Origin of the sequence: Streptomyces sp. SirexAA-E, from assembly GCF_000177195.2 — a bacterium.
GTDB classification, from domain to species: domain Bacteria; phylum Actinomycetota; class Actinomycetes; order Streptomycetales; family Streptomycetaceae; genus Streptomyces; species Streptomyces flavovirens.
This window is the reverse complement of record NC_015953.1, coordinates 1572828-1591496: the sequence shown is the minus strand read 5'-3', so window position 1 is coordinate 1591496 and position 18669 is coordinate 1572828. Positions and strand designations below refer to the sequence as shown.

Here is an 18669-nt window from a genome sequence, read left to right as displayed (position 1 = left end):
GCATGCGCCTTGCGGCCGCACGCACCGGCGGATGTCCGAAACACGCTTCAGGGGGCTGCGGGCTGTTCGAAGCGGACGACGACCGACTTGCTGGCCGGGGTGTTGCTGGTGTCGGCGGTGGCGTCGAGCGGTACGAGCACGTTGGTCTCGGGGTAGTACGCGGCGGCACAGCCGCGGGCGGTGGGGTAGTGGACGACGCGGAAGCCGGGGGCGCGGCGTTCGACGCCGTCCTTCCACTCGCCGACGATGTCGGTGTAGGAGCCGTCGGCGAGACCGAGGGCGTGGGCGTCGTCGGGGTTGACGAGGACGACGCGGCGGCCGTTCCTGATGCCGCGGTAGCGGTCGTCGAGGCCGTAGACGGTGGTGTTGTACTGGTCGTGGGAGCGCAGGGTCTGGAGCAGGAGGCGCCCCTCGGGGAGGTGGGGGTACTCGACGGGGGCGGCCGTGAAGTTGGCCTTGCCGGTGGCCGTGGGGAAGCGGCGCTCGTCGCGGGGGGCGTGGGGGAGGGCGAAGCCGCCGGGGCGTGCGACGCGTGTGTTGAAGTCCTCGAAGCCGGGGACGACACGGGAGATGCGGTCGCGGATGGTGGCGTAGTCCTGCTCGAACTCCTCCCAGGGGGTGGCGGATCCGGGGCCGAGCACCGCGCGGGCGAGCCGGGCGACGATGGCGGGCTCGGAGAGCAGGTGGGGGCTCGCGGGGGTGAGGTTGCCGCGGGAGGCGTGGACCATGCCCATGGAGTCCTCGACGGTGACGATCTGCTTGCGTCCGGCCTGGATGTCCCTGTCGGTGCGGCCGAGGGTGGGCAGGATCAGGGCGCGGGCGCCGGTGACGGCGTGCGAGCGGTTGAGCTTGGTCGACACGTGGACGGTGAGGCGCGCCGTGCGCATGGCGGCCTCGGTGACGGCGGTGTCGGGGGTGGCCGCGACGAAGTTGCCGCCCATGGCGAAGAAGACCTTGGCGTCGCCGTCGCGCAGTGCCTGGATGGAGCGCACGACGTCGTAGCCGTGGTGGCGTGGCGAGGTGATGCCGAATTCCTTGTCGAGGGCGTCGAGGAAGGCATCGGAGGGGCGTTCGAAGATGCCCATGGTGCGGTCGCCCTGGACGTTGGAGTGGCCGCGGACGGGGCAGACGCCGGCGCCGGGGCGGCCGATGTTGCCGCGCAGCAGGAGGAAGTTGACCACTTCCCGGATGGTGGGCACGGAGTGCTTGTGCTGGGTGAGGCCCATGGCCCAGCAGACGATGGTGCGCCGTGAGGCCAGGACGAGGTCGAGGGCGCGCTCGATGTCGGCGCGGTCCAGGCCGGTCGCGGCGAGGGTCTCGTCCCAGTCGGCGGCGAGGGCGGCCTGCGCGAACTCCTCGTAACCGTGGGTGTGTTCGTCGACGAACGCGGTGTCGACGGCGCCTTCGGTCCGCAGGATCAGTTTGTTCAGGAGGCGGAAGAGGGCCTGGTCGCCGCCGAGCCGGATCTGCAGGAAGAGGTCGGTGAGGGCGGTGCCCTTGAGCATGCCGCGGGCGGTCTGGGGGTTCTTGAACCGTTCGAGGCCGGCCTCGGGGAGCGGGTTGACCGAGATGATCTTCGCTCCGGCGGCCTTGGCCTGTTCCAGGGCGGAGAGCATGCGGGGATGGTTGGTGCCGGGGTTCTGTCCCGCGACGATGATCAGGTCGGCCTGGTGGAGGTCTTCGAGGCTGACGCTGCCCTTGCCGATGCCGATGGTCTCCGTCAGCGCTGAGCCGGACGACTCGTGGCACATGTTGGAGCAGTCGGGGAGGTTGTTGGTGCCGAACTCGCGAGCGAAGAGCTGGAGGAGGAAGGCGGCCTCGTTGCTGGTGCGGCCGGAGGTGTAGAAGAGCGCTTCGTCGGGGGAGGCGAGGGCGGTGAGCTCCCCGGCGATGATCTCGAAGGCGCGTTCCCAGGTCACGGCCTCGTACCGGTCGGCGCCCTCGGGCAGGTACACAGGTTGCGTGATGCGTCCCTGCTGGCCGAGCCAGTAGCCGCTGCGGCCGGCCAGGTCGGCGACGGGGTGCGCGGCGAAGAAGTCGGGGGTGACGCGGCGCAGGGTGGCTTCCTCGGCGACCGCCTTGGCGCCGTTCTCGCAGAACTCGGCGGTGTGCCGCTTCTCGCCCTCGGGCCAGGCGCAGCCGGGGCAGTCGAAGCCGTCCTTCTGGTTGACCTTGAGGAGGGTCTGCGCGGTGCGGCGCAGCCCCATCTGCTGCTGGGCGATGCGCAGGGTGTGGGCGACGGCGGGCAGGCCCGCGGCGGCGTGCGGGGCCGCCTCCACCCGAGGTGCGTCCTGGACCGGGTCGCCGGTCGGGGGCTTGGTGGCCATGGTGCTCCCCTTCGTCGTCACTTCGCTGCCCCTCGATCCTGTCACGCACCGGGGCGGGGCGGACCCCGGGTGGGCGGGGGATCCGTGCCGGGCCCGCGGGGGGTGCGTGGTGAAGGGTGTGCGGGCGGGTGCGGGGCGGCGGCCGGTCCGGATTGTCAGTGGTCCGTGGCAGGATCGGGGGCGTGGCTGAGACGGCATCGAAGAAGACGGCAGACAACCGACCGCGCCTGCTCCTCATGGACGGGCACTCCCTGGCGTACCGGGCGTTCTTCGCCCTGCCCGCGGAGAATTTCACGACGGCGACGGGGCAGCCGACGAATGCCGTGTACGGCTTCATGTCGATGCTGGCGAACACGCTGCGTGACGAGGCGCCGACGCACTTCGCGGTGGCGTTCGACGTGTCCCGCAAGACGTGGCGTGCGACGGAGTTCCCGGAGTACAAGGCGAACCGCTCGAAGACCCCCGACGAGTTCAAGGGGCAGGTCGAGCTGATCGGCGAGCTGCTGGACGCGATGCACGCGGACCGGTTCGCGGTCGACGGGTTCGAGGCGGACGACGTCATCGCGACGCTGGCCACGCAGGCCGAGGCGGCGGGCTTCGAGGTGCTGATCGTCACGGGCGACCGGGACTCCTTCCAGCTGATCACGGACGACGTGACGGTGCTGTACCCGACGAAGGGCGTCTCTGAGCTGACGCGGTTCACCCCGGAGAAGGTCCAGGAGAAGTACGGCCTCACCCCCGGCCAGTATCCGGACTTCGCGGCGCTGCGCGGCGACCCGTCGGACAACCTGCCGGGCATCCCGGGGGTCGGGGAGAAGACGGCCGCGAAGTGGATCAACCAGTTCGGTTCGTTCGCGGAGCTGGTCGAGCGGGCCGACGAGGTCAAGGGCAAGGCCGGGCAGAATTTCCGCGACCACCTGGACGCGGTGAAGATGAACCGTGTGCTGACCGAGATGGTCCGGGACGTCGAGCTGCCGAAGGCCCCCCAGGAGCTGGAGCGCGCACCCTACGACCGCACGGCGGTCACCGGGATCCTGGACGTGCTGGAGATCCGCAATCCGAGCCTGCGTGAGCGGCTGATGGCGGTGGACCCCGGTGCGGCCGAGGCGCAGGCCCCGGAGCCGGCGGCCGGTGTCGAGCTGGACGGCGCGGTGCTGGGATCGGGCGAGGTCGCCCCGTGGCTGGAGGAGCACGGGCACCAGCCGCTCGGTGTGATGACCGTCGACACCTGGTCGCTGGGGGTCGGCACGGTCACGGAGATCGCGCTCGCGGCCGCCGACGGCGCCGCCGCCTGGCTGGACCCGGCCGAGCTGGACGAGGCCGACGAGCAGGCGCTCGCCGCGTGGATCGCGGACCCGCGGCGGCCCAAGGTCATGCACAACGCGAAGAACGCCCTGCGGGTCTTCCCCGAGCAGGGCTGGCGGCTGGAGGGCGTCTCCATGGACACCGCGCTCGCCGCCTATCTGGTGAAGCCGGGCCGTCGTTCGTTCGCCCTGGACGCGCTGGCCGTGGAGTACCTCGGCCGTGAGCTGGCCCCGGCCCCCTCGGCCGACGGGCAGCTGGCCTTCGGCGCGGACGACCGTGCCGAGGCGGACGCGCTGATGGCGCAGGCGCGTGCGGTGCTGGACCTCGGTGAGGCGTTCGCGGTGCGCCTGGAGGAGGTCGGCGCGACGGGGCTGCTGCACGACATGGAGCTGCCCACCTCGATCCTGCTGGCCCGTCTGGAGCGGCACGGCATCGCCGCCGACCGGTCCCATCTGGAGGGCATGGAGCAGCAGTTCGCCGGCGCGGTGCAGCAGGCGGTGAAGGAGGCGCACGCCGCGGTGGGCCGGGAGTTCAACCTCGGCTCGCCCAAGCAGCTGCAGGAGGTCCTCTTCGGTGAGCTGGCGCTGCCGAAGACGAAGAAGACGAAGACCGGCTTCACGACGGACGCGGACGCGCTGGCGTGGCTGGCGGCGCAGACCGAGCACGAGCTGCCGGTCATCATGCTGCGCCACCGTGAGCAGGCCAAGCTGCGGGTGACGGTCGAGGGACTGATCAAGACGATCGGCCAGGACGGCCGGATCCACACCACGTTCAACCAGACGGTCGCGGCGACCGGCCGGCTCTCCTCCACCGACCCGAACCTCCAGAACATCCCGGTCCGCACGGACGAGGGGCGGGCCATCCGCCGGGGCTTCGTCGTCGGCGAGGGCTTCGAGACGCTGATGACGGCGGACTACAGCCAGATCGAGCTGCGGGTGATGGCCCACCTGTCCGAGGACGCCGGTCTCATCGAGGCGTTCACCTCGGGCGAGGACCTGCACACGACGGTCGCCTCGCAGGTGTTCGGCGTCGACAAGTCGGCGGTCGACGCGGAGATGCGCCGCAAGATCAAGGCCATGTCGTACGGACTGGCCTACGGGCTCTCCGCGTTCGGGCTCTCGCAGCAGCTGAACATCGATGCGGGTGAGGCCCGCGGGCTGATGGACACCTACTTCCAGCGGTTCGGCGGGGTGCGCGACTACCTGCACCGGGTCGTGGAGGAGGCCAGGGCCACCGGGTACACCGAGACGATCCTCGGCCGCCGCCGCTACCTCCCGGACCTGAACAGCGACAACCGCCAGCGCCGCGAGGCCGCCGAGCGGATGGCGCTGAACGCCCCGATCCAGGGGACGGCCGCCGACATCGTGAAGGTCGCGATGCTGCACGTGGACCGGGCGCTGACCGAGGCGCGGCTGACGTCGCGGATGCTGCTCCAGGTCCACGACGAAATCGTCCTGGAGATCGCCGCCGGCGAGCGGGAGCAGGTCGAGGAGATCCTGCGGCGCGAGATGTCCACGGCGGTCGAGCTGCGTGCTCCGCTGGACGTCTCGGTCGGTGTCGGCCGGGACTGGGAGTCGGCCGCGCACTGACCGCCGTACGCCCGCAGCCCCCGGCCGGGGGCTGCGGGCGGTTCCGGGGCCCGTCCCCCGGAACCGGCGGCGGCGGACTCCGTCGCCCCCCGGAGGGCCGGGCCCGTGGGGCGGGACGTATCGGGCGTGAAGGCCCCGCGGCGGGAGCCGAGGCGACGGGTGGGCCGCTGCCCGAGCGGCGATGGGCGGCGGGACGGCCGCGGCACGCCCGAGAGCACGGCGCCCGCGCGTGTGAACCCCCGTCAAAGGGCCCCGTACCCCCGGGAGAACGGCACCGGACAAGGTGCCGCCGTGAACGTGAATAAACAGTAAGAAGCGGTCATGTGCCGGTGTTCCGGCGGCAGATGTTGTCGTAGGGTCGCCTGAGTCCTCGCGCCGGGGAGCGCGAACAGGCGTCGACGGGGAGGGACCAGTTCACATGGCAGCGCAATTCGGCCGCCGGCTGCGCAGGGGGGCCACCAACACCGCGGTCGCCGCGGCCGCGGTAGCGGCTCTCGCGGCCTCCCAGGCACCCGTGGCGACGTCCGCCGACGCGTCCGGCGGCGGTGACCAGGCGTCGGCCGGGACCGATACGGCCTCCGAGGGCGGCGCGGCCACCGGCAACTCGCCGTACCACACCGACCTTCCGCCGCTCACCACACCCGACAAGCCCGGTACGTCCGTGGACCTTCCGGCGACCGGCAGCGCGGAGGCCGGCATACCCGCCTCCGTCCTGGCCGCGTACAAGAAGGCGGAGCAGGAGGTCGGCCGCACCGACGCCGCCTGCCGCCTGCCGTGGCAGCTGCTCGCCGCGATCGGCAAGGTCGAGTCCGGCCAGGCACGCGGCGGCAAGGTCGACGCCGACGGCACCACCTTCTCCCCGATCCTCGGCCCTGCCCTCAACGGGCAGGGCTTCGCGCTGATCAAGGACACCGACGGCGGGGCGTACGACGGCGACGCGACCCACGACCGGGCGGTCGGCCCCATGCAGTTCATCCCCTCGACCTGGGAGGTCTGGGGCCAGGACGGGAACGGCGACGGCCGCAAGGACCCCAACAACATCTACGACGCGGCGCTGGCCGCAGGGCGCTACCTCTGCGCAGGCGGACGCAATCTGTCGCTGGCGGCGGACCTCGACCGGGCGGTGCTGAGCTACAACCACTCGCAGGAGTACCTGCGCACGGTCCGCTCCTGGTTCGACTTCTACAACCGCGGCACGCACGAGGTCCCCGACGGCACCGGCGTCCTGCCCTCCGGCACCAGCGGCAGCGGTTCCTCGTCCTCGCCCTCCCCCACCCCGACGCCGAGCGCCTCCACCGGCACCACGAAGCCGAGCCCGACGCCGACCCCCACCCCCACCCCCACCCCGACCCCGTCCCCGACGAAGCCGGGCGGCGGCACGAGTCCCACGCCCGAACCGCCGAAGCCCACCGACCCGACGACACCGCCCACCACCCCCGAACCGCCCCGGGTGCTCGGCAGCCTGGAGAACGCGGGCACCCCCGCCCTCAAGGCCACCGCGGGCGAGGAGTTCGGACGCGTCTCGGTACGGGCGAGGGACACCCTGGGCGCCCCACTGGCCGAGGCCGCGGTCACCTTCACCGTGACCGGTCTCACCGACGCCCGGTTCGCGGGCGGCAAGACCACGGTCACCGTCCGCACCGGAGCGGACGGCACCGCCACCGCACCGGTCCTGACGGCGGGTGAGAAGACCGGCTCGTTCAAGGTGACGGCCGTCGCCGGCGTGCCGCACCCGCGCGTCCTCACCTTCACCGCCCAGGTCGCCGCCCCCGAGGCGGACGCGCTCGCCCGCACCGGCGACGAGGCCCTCACGGCCGCCCCCGGCGCCGTGTTCGCCCCGGTCACGGTCACGGCCACCTACAAGGGCAAGGCCCTCCCGGACACCGCCGTCACCGCCACACTGCTCACCGACGACGGCACGCCCCTGGAGGACGGCAAGGGCCCGTACTTCGAGGGCGAGGCCGGCAAGGAGCTGCGTACGCTCACCGGCCTCACGACCGGCGACGACGGCGTACTGGAACTCCCGGCCGTCCACGCCGACGACACCGAGGGCACCTTCACGCTGCGTTTGACCACCGAGAGCGGCGCGACCCTCACCGTCACCCTCACGGTGAAGGCGGCCCCCGCCGCCTGACCCGCGCGTCGGCCACGCGGCGGCCCCCAGGCCCGGTCCACCGGCCGGGGGCCGCCGCACGACTGTGCCGCTCAGTCCCGGCGCAGCCGTGCCGAGGTGAGACGGGTCGCCTCCATGGAGGCCGGGTCCTCGGGCCACGGATGCTTCGGATAGCGCCCCCGCAGCTCGGCCCGCACCGCCCGGTAGCCCTCCCGCCAGAACGACGCCAGGTCCGCCGTCACCGCGGCGGGCCGCCCGGCGGGGGAGAGCAGGTGCACCAGCACCGGGACCCCGGCCACCCTCGGCGTCTCCCGCAGCCCGAACAGCTCCTGCAGCTTCACCGCCAGGACGGGCTGCTCGCCGCCGTACTCCACGCGGACCCTGGAACCGCTGGGCACCTCGATCCGCTCCGGGGCCAGCTCGTCCAGCCGGGCGGCCTCGCCCGTCGCCCACGGCAGCAGCCGGCGCACCGCCTGCCCCGCGTCGATCCGCGCCAGGTCCGCGCGGCGCCGGGCCCGTGAGAGCTCCGGCTCCAGCCACCGGTCTGCGCACGCCAGCAGCGCACCGTCCGACACGTCCGGCCACGGCGGCCCCAGCACCCGGTGCAGGAACGCGAGCCGCAGCCGCAGCTGCTCACCGTCCCGGCTCCAGCGCAGCAGCCCGAGCCCCTCGTCCCGCAGACCCTCCAGCAGCGCCCCACGCACCAGCTCCGGCGCCGGCTGCCGCAGCGCGCGCACCGACAGCTCGATCGCCCCGAGCCGCTCCACCGCCCGCGCCACCACATCACCGTCCGCCCAGCGGACCTCCTCGCCCGCGAACCTCAGGTGATCCGCGGCCAGCCGCGCCGTACCCTCGTCGACGACGGCGGCGAGCCGCACCCGCGCGGACGCGGCGTGCGCCGGGCGGTCGGCCACCGCCACGGCCAGCCACGGAGCGCTCCGCAACCGCGAGGTGTCCCGCAGCTCCGCGCCGGTGCCCGACGCCATCAGGAACGCCCCCTCCCCACGGGCCCGCGCCACCCGCTCCGGGAACGCCAGCGCCGCCACCAGACCGGCGGCCGCGTCGTCCGGCCCGGCGCCCGCCCCGCCGCCGGAGGCCCCGGCGGCCCGCGACGCCCCGTCCAGGGCCGACGACAGCCGCCGCACCTCCTGCCGCCAGCGCGCCGCGTACCCGTCGCCGCCGCGCCGGGCCGTCCGCCAGGCGGCCGCCAGGTCGTCGCCGTACTCCCGGGGCGGCTCCTCGCTCAGCAGCGCCACCACCTCCGCCGCCCGGCGCGCGCCCACCTCCGACGCCCCGTCCAGCAGGGCCCGGCCCAACCGGGGGTGCAGACCGAGCCGGGACATGCGCACACCCCGCCCGGTCGCCCGGCCCGCCGCGTCCACCGCGCCGACCGCCGTCAGCACCTCCCGCGCCGCCCCCATCGCCCCGGCCGGAGGCGGGTCCAGCAAGGACAGCCCCGAGGCGTCCGGATCGCCCCAGCACGCCGCCTGCAACGCGAACGCCGACAGATCGGCCACCTTGATCTCCGGGGACGGGAACCGGGCGAGCCGCCCGTCCTCCGCCTGCTCCCAGCAGCGGTACACCGTGCCCGGAGCCTCGCGTCCCGCCCGGCCCGCGCGCTGGCGGCCCGTCGCCTGGGACGCCCGTACCGTCGTCAGGGCGCTCAGCCCCCGCGCGTGGTCCACGCGCGGCTCCCGCGCCAGACCGGAGTCCACGACGACCCGCACCCCCGGCACCGTCAGCGAGGACTCCGCCACGGACGTCGCGAGCACCACCCGGCGGCGTCCTTGCCCCGATCCGGCCAGCACCGCGTCCTGCACGGCGGCCGGCGCCCGCCCGTGGACCTGGAGCACCTCGGCGTCCACCCCCGCGAGCTGCCCGGCCACCCGGCCGATCTCCCCGACCCCCGGCAGGAAGCACAGCACGTCCCCTTCCCGCTCCACCAGCGCCCGGCGCACCACCGCGGCCACATGCGCCTGTAGCGCCGGATCCACCCTCATCCCGTGCGGCGGACGCACGGGGCCGGACGGCGGCGCCCACACCACATCCACCGGGTAGGACACCCCCCGCGCCTCGACCACCGGCGCGTCGCCCAGCAGCCGGGCCCAGCCCTCCGCGTCCGTCGTCGCCGACGCCGCGACCAGGCGCAGCTCGGGCCGGATCGTCTCCCGTACGTCCAGGAGGAAGGCGGCGGCCGTGTCCGCGTCCAGGTGGCGCTCGTGGCACTCGTCGATGATCACCACGTCGACGCCGGCCAGTTCCTGATCGCGCTGGAGCCGCTGGAGCAGCACCCCGGTGGTCACCACCTCCACCACCGTGCCCGGGCCCACCCGGCGCTCACCGCGCACCGTGAAGCCGACCCGTTCACCGGTCGCCTCGCCGAGCAGCCACGCCATCCGCCGCGCCGCCGCCCGGGCGGCGATCCGCCGGGGCTCGGCCACCACGACCCGGCGCACCGGGCCGCCACCGGTCAGACCGGCGAGCACCAGCGGGACGAGCGTGGTCTTGCCGGTGCCGGGAGGCGCGCAGAGCACCGCGGCACCCCGCTCGTCGAGTGCCCGCCGCAGGGCGGGCACGGCGGAGCGCACGGGCAACTGGTCCAGGGCGTCGGTACGGATCACGCCCCCAGTCTCGTACGCGGACGGGTCACCCGGTCACCGGGTCACCAGGTCCGGCGGTCCCGCTCGCAGACGAAGATCGCGGTGCCCGGGATGAGGTTGCCGCGCAGCGGGGACCAGCCGCCCCACTCCTGGTTGTTCCAGGCCGGCCACTCCGGCTCCACCAGGTCCAGCAGCCGGAAGCCGCCCGCCACCACGTCCCGCACCCGGTCGCCCAGCGTCCTGTGGTGCTCGACGTACACGGCTTCGCCCTCCTCGTCCTGTTCCACGTACGGCACGCGGTCGAAGTAGGAGGCGGCGACGGAGAGCCCTTCCGGGCCCGGCTCGTCGGGGAAGGCCCAGCGGACGGGGTGCGTCACGGAGAACACCCAGCGCCCCCCGGGACGCAGCACCCGGTGCACCTCGCGGAAGACCTGTACGGGGTCGGCGACGAACGGCACCGCGCCGTAGGCGGAGCACGCGAGGTCGAAGGAGCCGTCCCGGAACGGCAGCCGCCCGGCGTCGGCCTCCACCAGCGGGACACCGCCGCCGATCCGCAGCGCGTGCTGGAGCTGGCGGTGCGAGAGGTCGAGGGCGACCGGGCGGGCCCCCTGGGCGGCCAGCCAGCGGGAGCACTGGGCGGCACCGGCCCCGATCTCCAGGACGTCCGAACCCTTCAGGGAGGCGGCGGGGCCGAGCAGGGAGGCCTCGGCCTCGTCCAGCCCCTCCGGCCCCCAGACGAACCGGTCGTCGCCGAGGAACGCCCCGTGGTCGCTCTGGTACTCGTCGGCGTTCCGGTCCCACCAGCCGCGGCTCGCCCGGCTGCTCTCCGCGTCCCCGGCCGCCCGGCGGGTCGCCTCGGGTTCCCACCCGTGGATCTCTTGGCTCATCGTGCCCGTCGTTGTAGTTTGCCTTCACCCGCCGTGGGCGGTGCCCGCACGGACCGTACGGGACGCCCCCGCGCGCCTGCGACACGCCGCCGGGCCGGATCTGGCCTCGGTGAACGTGAGTTGTGCCGGGATTGGGGTGTTGCGCCCCGGGTGTGCGCCTTCGCGCATTGACCCTGTCCGGCTGCCCCCGTATGCTACAAGTTGCGCTGCGAGCCTGCGCGCCTCAGACCTAGCAGGCCGCGCTCGCGTCTGTTGCATGTCCCCTCGGTTGTCGAGGCTCCTTCCGGATCATCGGTCGGTTCCTCTCCAGGCTGTCCGGCTTCTGCAGAGGCGATACGGGCTTTCGGCGTAGCAGTACCTACGACTCACTGTCCGTACCGGAGCCCTTTCCCACATGACGAGCAGCACCGAGACCACCGCCACCACTCCGCAGGTTGCGGTCAACGACATCGGCGACGCGGACGCGTTCCTCGCGGCGATCGACGAGACGATCAAGTACTTCAACGACGGCGACATCGTTGACGGTGTCATCGTCAAGGTTGACCGGGACGAGGTTCTCCTCGACATCGGTTACAAGACCGAAGGTGTCATCCCGAGCCGCGAGCTCTCGATCAAGCACGACGTCGACCCCAACGAGGTCGTCAAGGTCGGCGACGAGATCGAGGCCCTGGTTCTCCAGAAGGAGGACAAGGAAGGCCGCCTGATCCTCTCGAAGAAGCGCGCTCAGTACGAGCGTGCCTGGGGCACCATCGAGAAGATCAAGGAAGAAGACGGCATCGTCACCGGTACCGTCATCGAGGTCGTCAAGGGTGGTCTCATCCTCGACATCGGCCTCCGCGGCTTCCTCCCGGCGTCGCTCGTCGAGATGCGTCGTGTGCGCGACCTCCAGCCCTACGTGGGCAAGGAGCTCGAGGCGAAGATCATCGAGCTGGACAAGAACCGCAACAACGTGGTCCTGTCCCGCCGTGCCTGGCTCGAGCAGACCCAGTCCGAGGTGCGCCAGACGTTCCTCACCACCCTGCAGAAGGGTCAGGTCCGCTCCGGCGTCGTCTCCTCGATCGTCAACTTCGGTGCCTTCGTGGACCTGGGTGGCGTCGACGGTCTCGTCCACGTCTCCGAGCTCTCCTGGAAGCACATCGACCACCCCTCCGAGGTCGTCGAGGTCGGTCAGGAAGTCACCGTCGAGGTCCTCGACGTGGACATGGACCGCGAGCGCGTCTCCCTGTCGCTCAAGGCGACGCAGGAAGACCCGTGGCAGCAGTTCGCCCGGACGCACCAGATCGGGCAGGTCGTTCCCGGTAAGGTCACCAAGCTCGTTCCCTTCGGTGCGTTCGTGCGCGTCGACGAGGGCATCGAGGGCCTGGTCCACATCTCCGAGCTGGCCGAGCGCCACGTGGAGATCCCGGAGCAGGTCGTCCAGGTCAACGACGAGATCTTCGTCAAGGTCATCGACATCGACCTCGAGCGCCGTCGCATCAGCCTCTCGCTGAAGCAGGCCAACGAGGCGTTCGGCGGGGACCCGGCGTCGGTCGAGTTCGACCCGACCCTGTACGGCATGGCCGCGTCGTACGACGACCAGGGCAACTACATCTACCCCGAGGGCTTCGACCCCGAGACCAACGACTGGCTCGAGGGCTTCGAGGCTCAGCGCGAGGTCTGGGAGACCCAGTACGCCGAGGCGCAGCAGCGCTTCGAGCAGCACCAGGCCCAGGTCATCAAGTCCCGCGAGGCCGACGAGGCCGCTGCTGCCGAGGGCGCTGCCGCCCCCGCCGGCGGCAACGCCCCGGCTGCCTCCGGCGGCAGCGGTGGCGGCTCCTACTCCTCGGAGTCGGCGGACAACTCCGGCGCCCTGGCGTCGGACGAGGCCCTTGCCGCGCTGCGCGAGAAGCTGGCCGGCGGCCAGAGCTGACGCTCCGGACCACGGTGGCCGACCGGCCGCGGTAGCTGAAGAGCACTGAGTGAGGCCCGCCCCCTTCCCGGGGGGCGGGCCTCACGCATGTCCGGGTCGCCGGCCAGGGGCCTCGGTGTGCTCAGGGCGTCACGGGGATGTTGGTCAGTCCCCGGCCGCCGGTGACCGTGTTGCTGCTGTGGACGGTGGTGGGGCAGCTCGCGCTCAGGTTGGTGACGTTGACGGCGAGCCGCTTGTCACCCGTGGCGCCGGTCAGGTCCGAGGTGTTGCCCCTGAAGACCGTGCCGCAGCCCCAGCCGCTCTGCTGGGTGTGCGTCTCGTAGCCGTTGTTCGTGGTGCGCACGCCCCGGTTGTTCTCGACCAGCACGTCGTTGCCCTTCACGTCGACCCAGGAGTCGTCGTAGTTGGCGCCGGTCAGCCCGCCGCCGTCGAAGGTGTTGCCGGTGATCCGCGCCCCGGTGGTGCCTTCCTTGATGTCGACGTTCTCGCCGCCGACGCCCGGCCCGATGACGTTGTCCTCGATCCGCACCCCGTCGCTGCGGTCGCCGAGGTCGCCGGCGGTTCCGACGTACACGCCCTCGCCCATACCCCGTCCGTCGTGCCCGGTGTCGTAGACGCGGGAGTTCCTGATGACGCCGTCCCGGCTGGACCCGCGGAAGTGCACGCCCTCCATGTCGAGGTCGTGGACGGTCACCGAGTCGATGACCACGCCGGTCGCGGCGTCGGCCATGATCCCCTTCTGGCCGCCGGTGACGGTGATGCCGTACACGGTCCAGTAGGACGCGCCGTTCAGATGCAGCCCGTAGCCGCCGCCCGCGGTCAGCACGGCCCGCTCGGAACCGGTGAGCGTGATCCGGGCGGCGGAGGTGGCCGGGATTGTCGCCTTGAAGTTGCCGGTGTACGTGCCGTCGGCGAGCCGGATCGTGTCGCCGGGGGCGGCCGCGGCGAGCGCCGCCTTGAGCTGGGCCGCGGTGGAGACGTCGGTGACCGTCGCCGCCGCCGCGTCCCGGGCGGTGGCCAGGGGCAGGACGCCGGTGGCCAGTGCGGCGGTCAACAGGGCGGGGAGGAGCGTGCGGGTGCGCATGGGGGCCTTCCCGTCGAAGGGAGCAGAGGTTCTCGTACGTGAATGCGGGGCGAGGCTCTGAATCAGCTGCCCGTGACGGTAAGGCTGGGTAATGGGCATGTCAAGGTCTGGACCATTGACCCGCGGATGCCGAGGAGCGCGGGGAGAGCTGACGGGCCGTGACACACGCTCGCCGGACCCCCGGAACGCCGGCAGGGTGCCGTCGCCCCGTCCGCAGGGGGGCACCGGGCCGCCCGGCCGACTTCTCTTCTGACGGGGCGTGAGCGAAGCGTGAACCGGCGGCACGCGGGAATGCCCTGGGCGAGCGGTGTGTTCTTGTCGAGGAACACGAGGAGGAGCGGTAACCGTGCCTGATCCGCAGAGTTTGTACGAATGGGAGCCCAAGGGCCTGGCCGTCGTCGACATGGCGCTCGCCCAGGAGTCGGCCGGCCTGGTCATGCTCTACCACTTCGACGGATACATCGACGCGGGGGAGACCGGCGAGCAGATCGTCGACGGCCTGCTCGAGACCCTGCCGCACCAGGTGGTGGCCCGCTTCGACCACGACCGGCTCGTCGACTACCGCGCGCGCCGTCCTCTGCTCACCTTCCGGCGGGACCGCTGGACCGCCTTCGAGGCGCCGACCCTGGACGTCCGGGTCGTCCAGGACGTCACGGGTGCGCCGTTCCTGCTGCTGTCCGGCCCCGAACCGGACGTGGAGTGGGAGCGGTTCGCCAAGGCCGTCGAGCAGATCGTCGAGCGCCTCGGCGTCCGTCTCGCGGTGAACTTCCACGGCATCCCGATGGGTGTCCCGCACACCCGCCCCGTCGGCATCACCCCGCACGGCAACCGCACCGACCTCATGCCGGGACACCACAGCCCGTTCGACGAGGCGCAGGTCCCCGGCTCGGCCGAGGCGCTCGTCGAGTACCGGCTGATGGAGGCCGGCCACGACGTGCTCGGCGTGGCCGCGCACGTGCCGCACTACGTCGCGCGCTCCGCCTACCCGGACGCCGCGCTCACCGCGCTCGAGGCGATCACGGCGGCGACCGGCCTGGTCCTGCCGAGCGTCGCCCACACGCTGCGCACCGAGGCGCACCGCACCCAGACGGAGATCGAGCGGCAGATCGGCCAGGGCGACGAGGAGCTCGTCGCGCTCGTCGAGGGGCTGGAGCACCAGTACGACGCGATCGCGGGCTCCGAGACCCGGGGCAACCTCGTGGCCGAACCGGTCGATCTGCCGTCGGCCGACGAGATCGGGCTCGAATTCGAACGCTTTCTCGCCGAACGGGAGGGTGACTCCTGACGGAGTGATCCACTCAGTAAGCTCGCCGCATGCTGAAAGTGGGCCTGACCGGCGGGATCGGCGCCGGCAAGAGTGAAGTGTCGCGGCTGCTCGTGAGCTACGGGGCCGTGCTGGTGGACGCCGACCGGATCGCCCGGGAGGTCGTCGAACCCGGTACGCCCGGGCTCGCGTCGGTCGTGGAGATGTTCGGGCCGGGCATCCTGGCGGCCGACGGCACCCTGGACCGGCCGGCTCTCGGCGCGATCGTGTTCGCCGACTCCGACCGCCTGGCCACGCTCAACGCGATCGTCCACCCGCTGGTCGGCGCCCGCTCCGCCGAGCTCGAACGGGCCGCCGGACCCGACGCGGTCGTCGTCCACGACGTGCCCCTGCTCACGGAGAACGGCCTCGCCCCCCTCTACGACCTGGTCGTGGTCGTGGACGCGACCCCCGGGACGCAGCTCGACCGGCTGGTACGGCTGCGCGGGATGACGGAGGAGGACGCCCGCGCCCGCATGGCCGCGCAGGCCACCCGTGAGGAGCGGCTGGCCGTCGCCGATCTGGTCGTCGACAACGACGGGCCCCTCGACGAGCTCGAACCGCAGGTGCGCGCGGTCTGGTCGGAACTGACCGCGCGAGCCGCCCGTCAGGGCGCTCCGGAATAGCCGGGGCCGGGCCGGGCGTTGTAGGGCGGAAGGCAAGGGGAAGGACAGGGCCGTGGCCGAGAACAATCCGGAGACGCACGTCATCGATTTCCGCGCGGCGGAGCAGTTGCTCGCCGCCCGGGACCCCCAGGGCGCGGTCAAGCTGCTGGACTCGGTGATCGGGGACCACCCGGAGAACACCGCCGCCCGACTGCTGCGGGCCAGGGCCTTCTTCGCCGCAGCCCAGCTCCGCCCGGCCGAGCTCGAATTCGAACTGGTCCTGGAGCGTGAGCCCGACAACGCCTTCGCGCACTTCGCGCTGGCGCGGACCTTCGAACGCTCCGGCCGCACGAAGCAGGCCACCCGGCACTTCCGGCTCGCCGCCGCGCTCGACCCCAAGCCGGAGTACCTCCGGGCCGCGCGGTTCGACGAACGCCCCTGACCCCGCACGGCCCCGCGACCCGGAAAGCCCCGTGACCCCGGAACGGCCCCGTGCCTCAGCGGCCCCGTCGCTTCCGCCCCGGGCCGGGGTCCTCGGGGTCGTAGGGAGGGACGTCCCGGCCCGGCTGGTACCGCGGGCCCTGACGGATGCGGCGGACGACCAGGCAGAAGTCGGTCACCGTGATCAGCAGCAGCACCCCGCAGGCGGCGGCCCACCCCGGCCGGTCCGCGATCAGGAACGCGGTCAGCCCGAAAGCGGCCCAGGCCGTACCCCATACACTCAGCCAGAGTCGCATCCGCAGGGGGCTGCGGGCGGTGGACGGTTCATTTCCGGTACGCATCGGCATCGCCTCCCGTCCATCATGAACCCGCGGTGCGGTGTACGGAAACCGGTGCGGGAACGGACGAGGGGGAGCGGGCTGTGCACAGCACACCGAACGGGAGCGCGATACCGCGGCGGGCGCCGTGGGGCGACGCGGTCGCCCGGCGGGCCAGGGTACGGGGGGCACTGCTGGGCGGAGCCGTCGGCGACGCCCTCGGCAACCCGGTGGAGTTCCTCTCCCTGGACGGCATCCGCCGCGCCCACGGCGACCAGGGCGTACGCGGACTGACGGCGGACCCGGACGGTGTCGTCGGACGGATCACGGACGACACCCAGATGACGCTCTTCACGGCCGAGGGCCTCATCAGGGCCCACGCCCGGACCAGGGCAACCGGCACGGCGGGCTCCGAGTACGCCCTCGTCCGCAACGCGTACCGGCGCTGGCTGGACACCCAGAACCACCCCGCCCCGCCGGCCCGGGGCGGCGACGACTCCGTACGCACCGGCACGCTCAGGCAGCACCCCTGGCTGTACGCGCGCCGCGCCCCCGGCAACGCCTGCCTGACCGGCCTCGCCGCCGGGCACACCCCCGAGCCCGGCACGCCGCTGGCACTCCCGGGACCCGTCAATCCGCAGTCCAAGGGCTGCGGCACCGTCATGCGGTCGGCGCCGTTCGGACTGGTGGGCGCGGACGCGCCGAGGGCCTTCGAGCTGGCCGCCCGATGCGCGCGGATCACCCACGGCCATCCCACCGGCGGCTATGCGGCGGGGGCGTTCGCCGCGATCGTCACCCATCTCCTGGAGGGCGACTCGCCTGCCGGCGCCGTGCTGCGCGCCATGGACCTGCTCGCCCGTCACCGAGGCCACGAGGAGACCACGGCCGCCCTGCGCGCGGCGGTCGACCTGGCGGTGCCGGGCCGGCCGTCCGCCGAACACGTGGAGAGCCTGGGTGCGGGCTGGGTCGCGGAGGAGGCCCTCGCCATCGCCGTGTACTGCGCCCTCGTGCTGCCGGGCCCCGACGACGTCGGCGAGGCGCTGCTGCTCTCCGTCAACCACTCGGGCGACAGCGACTCCACCGGCAGTGTCTGCGGCAACCTGCTCGGCGCCCACCACGGGGACGTGGCACTGCCCGCGTCCTGGCTGGCGGCGACCGAAGGCCGCGCCGTGATCGCCGAACTCGCGGACGACCTGTGCACGGAGTTCGGGCAGCCGGTGCGGTGGCCCGAGGGCCGTTACCCGGAGTGCTGACCCCCACTCGCCACGGGAACGACGCCACGCCGCCGCACGTTGCGCGGGTATGGACGCGAATCTGGTGAGGGAAGGCCACGCGGGACAGGGCCCGGGCCCCATCACACCGGACGGCTGCGCGGTCGAGTTGTACGCGCGGTTGTCCCCGGGATCCGAACCGGACGTGATCGGGAGCGCGGTGCCCGCGGGGGCGAGCCTGCTCGAACTCGGCTGCGGGGCGGGCCGGGTGACCCATCCGCTGGTCGAGCGGGGCTTCGAGGTCACCGCGGTCGACGAGTCGCGGGAGATGCTGGAGCGAGTGCGTGGCGCGCGGACGGTGCGGAGCCCCATCGAGTCGCTGGACCTCGGCGAGGAGAGGTTCGACGCGGTCGTGCTCGGCTCCTTCCTGGTGCACACGGCCGACCACGGCGTCAGGGAGGGGCTGTTGAGGACCTGCCGGAGATACGTCAAGGACGACGGCGTGGTGCTCATCCAGCGCGAGGGCGCGGACTACCACGCCGACCTGCCGCGGGAACGCCGGGACGAGGCCGCGGGCTGCACCATCCGTATCGTCTCGGCGCACCCGGTCGGCGACGGGGTCGACGAGGTGCGTGCCGAGTACGACTTCGAGGACGCCCGGTGGACCCAGACGTTCCGGTCGCGCCCGCTCTCCCCCGAGCGGTTCGAGGCATATGCGGCGGAGGCCGGGCTCGCGCTGGACCGGTATCTCACCGACGACGGCATATGGGCGCTGGTCCGCCCCCGGCACGCCTGAGGGCGTCAAGGGGCTCCAGGGGAAGCTGAGTTCGGGCTCCGAGGTGGGATGAGTTCCGTGCCTCGGCGGGGTCTACCCCTCCGGAGGCGCCACACGGGCGACGTGGCCTCGCCCCGCCGCGACACACGGCATCCCGATGCCGTGCGAGGAGACCGCCCTGCCCGGAACCGCCGCCCGCCGCG

General features: G+C 72.9%; 13 protein-coding genes. 8 read left to right on the top strand and 5 right to left on the bottom strand.

The features are described 5' to 3' along the window. Nucleotides 1-47: 47 nt before the first annotated feature. The gene (locus tag SACTE_RS07010) at nt 48-2327 is read right to left on the bottom strand and encodes an FdhF/YdeP family oxidoreductase (protein WP_014045330.1); all 2280 of its coding nucleotides are present in this window, start codon (nt 2325-2327) and stop codon (nt 48-50) included. Nucleotides 2328-2509: 182 nt separating this feature from the next. Here SACTE_RS07010 and polA point away from each other — a divergent pair, with 182 nt between their 5' ends. Both polA and SACTE_RS07000 read left to right on the top strand, forming a co-directional pair. Continuing rightward, entirely contained in the window at nt 2510-5221 is a 2712-nt protein-coding gene (polA, locus tag SACTE_RS07005; RefSeq protein WP_014045329.1) for a DNA polymerase I, read from the top strand. Nucleotides 5222-5639: 418 nt separating this feature from the next. Then, nucleotides 5640-7355 (top strand): lytic murein transglycosylase, encoded by a 1716-nt coding sequence (locus SACTE_RS07000; protein ID WP_014045328.1) that lies wholly within the window; start codon nt 5640-5642, stop codon nt 7353-7355. Nucleotides 7356-7426: 71 nt separating this feature from the next. Here the strand turns inward: SACTE_RS07000 and hrpB are convergent, their stop codons facing one another. Both hrpB and SACTE_RS06990 read right to left on the bottom strand, forming a co-directional pair. Continuing rightward, nucleotides 7427-9955 (bottom strand): ATP-dependent helicase HrpB, encoded by a 2529-nt coding sequence (gene hrpB, locus SACTE_RS06995; protein WP_014045327.1) that lies wholly within the window; start codon nt 9953-9955, stop codon nt 7427-7429. Nucleotides 9956-9996: 41 nt separating this feature from the next. After that, nucleotides 9997-10821: a class I SAM-dependent methyltransferase gene (locus SACTE_RS06990; RefSeq protein WP_014045326.1), complete on the bottom strand. Its 825-nt coding sequence runs from the start codon at nt 10819-10821 to the stop codon at nt 9997-9999. 394 nt (nt 10822-11215) lie between these two features. On the opposite strand from SACTE_RS06990, the gene rpsA reads away from it, so the two are divergent. After that, nucleotides 11216-12730 (top strand): 30S ribosomal protein S1, encoded by a 1515-nt coding sequence (gene rpsA / locus SACTE_RS06985; protein ID WP_014045325.1) that lies wholly within the window; start codon nt 11216-11218, stop codon nt 12728-12730. 121 nt (nt 12731-12851) lie between these two features. On the opposite strand, the gene SACTE_RS06980 is transcribed toward rpsA, so the two are convergent. Beyond that, complete coding sequence (locus tag SACTE_RS06980; protein ID WP_014045324.1) at nt 12852-13814, bottom strand: right-handed parallel beta-helix repeat-containing protein; 963 nt, start codon at nt 13812-13814, stop codon at nt 12852-12854. A gap of 346 nt (nt 13815-14160) precedes the next feature. On the opposite strand from SACTE_RS06980, the gene SACTE_RS06975 reads away from it, so the two are divergent. From SACTE_RS06975 to SACTE_RS06965, 3 genes are read left to right on the top strand one after another with little or no spacing between them, the layout of a single operon-like run. Continuing rightward, nucleotides 14161-15099: a PAC2 family protein gene (locus SACTE_RS06975; protein WP_014045323.1), complete on the top strand. Its 939-nt coding sequence runs from the start codon at nt 14161-14163 to the stop codon at nt 15097-15099. 29 nt (nt 15100-15128) lie between these two features. Further along, on the top strand, nt 15129-15743 hold the full coding sequence (coaE, locus tag SACTE_RS06970; protein ID WP_014045322.1) for a dephospho-CoA kinase: 615 nt from the start codon (nt 15129-15131) through the stop codon (nt 15741-15743). Between the two features lie 52 nt (nt 15744-15795). After that, a complete protein-coding gene (locus tag SACTE_RS06965) occupies nt 15796-16164 on the top strand; it encodes a tetratricopeptide repeat protein (RefSeq protein WP_014045321.1) in 369 nt (122 codons plus the stop codon). Nucleotides 16165-16219: 55 nt separating this feature from the next. Here SACTE_RS06965 and SACTE_RS06960 read toward each other — a convergent pair whose 3' ends face one another. Then, nucleotides 16220-16510, bottom strand: a complete 291-nt coding sequence (locus tag SACTE_RS06960; RefSeq protein WP_019992789.1) for a DUF6343 family protein — start codon at nt 16508-16510, stop codon at nt 16220-16222. Nucleotides 16511-16584: 74 nt separating this feature from the next. On the opposite strand from SACTE_RS06960, the gene SACTE_RS06955 reads away from it, so the two are divergent. Next, nucleotides 16585-17733 carry an ADP-ribosylglycohydrolase family protein gene (locus tag SACTE_RS06955; RefSeq protein ID WP_014045319.1) on the top strand — a complete coding sequence of 383 codons (1149 nt, stop codon included), beginning with the start codon at nt 16585-16587 and terminating at the stop codon, nt 17731-17733. Nucleotides 17734-17782: 49 nt separating this feature from the next. Continuing rightward, nucleotides 17783-18487: a class I SAM-dependent methyltransferase gene (locus SACTE_RS06950; protein WP_014045318.1), complete on the top strand. Its 705-nt coding sequence runs from the start codon at nt 17783-17785 to the stop codon at nt 18485-18487. Nucleotides 18488-18669: the final 182 nt, after the last annotated feature.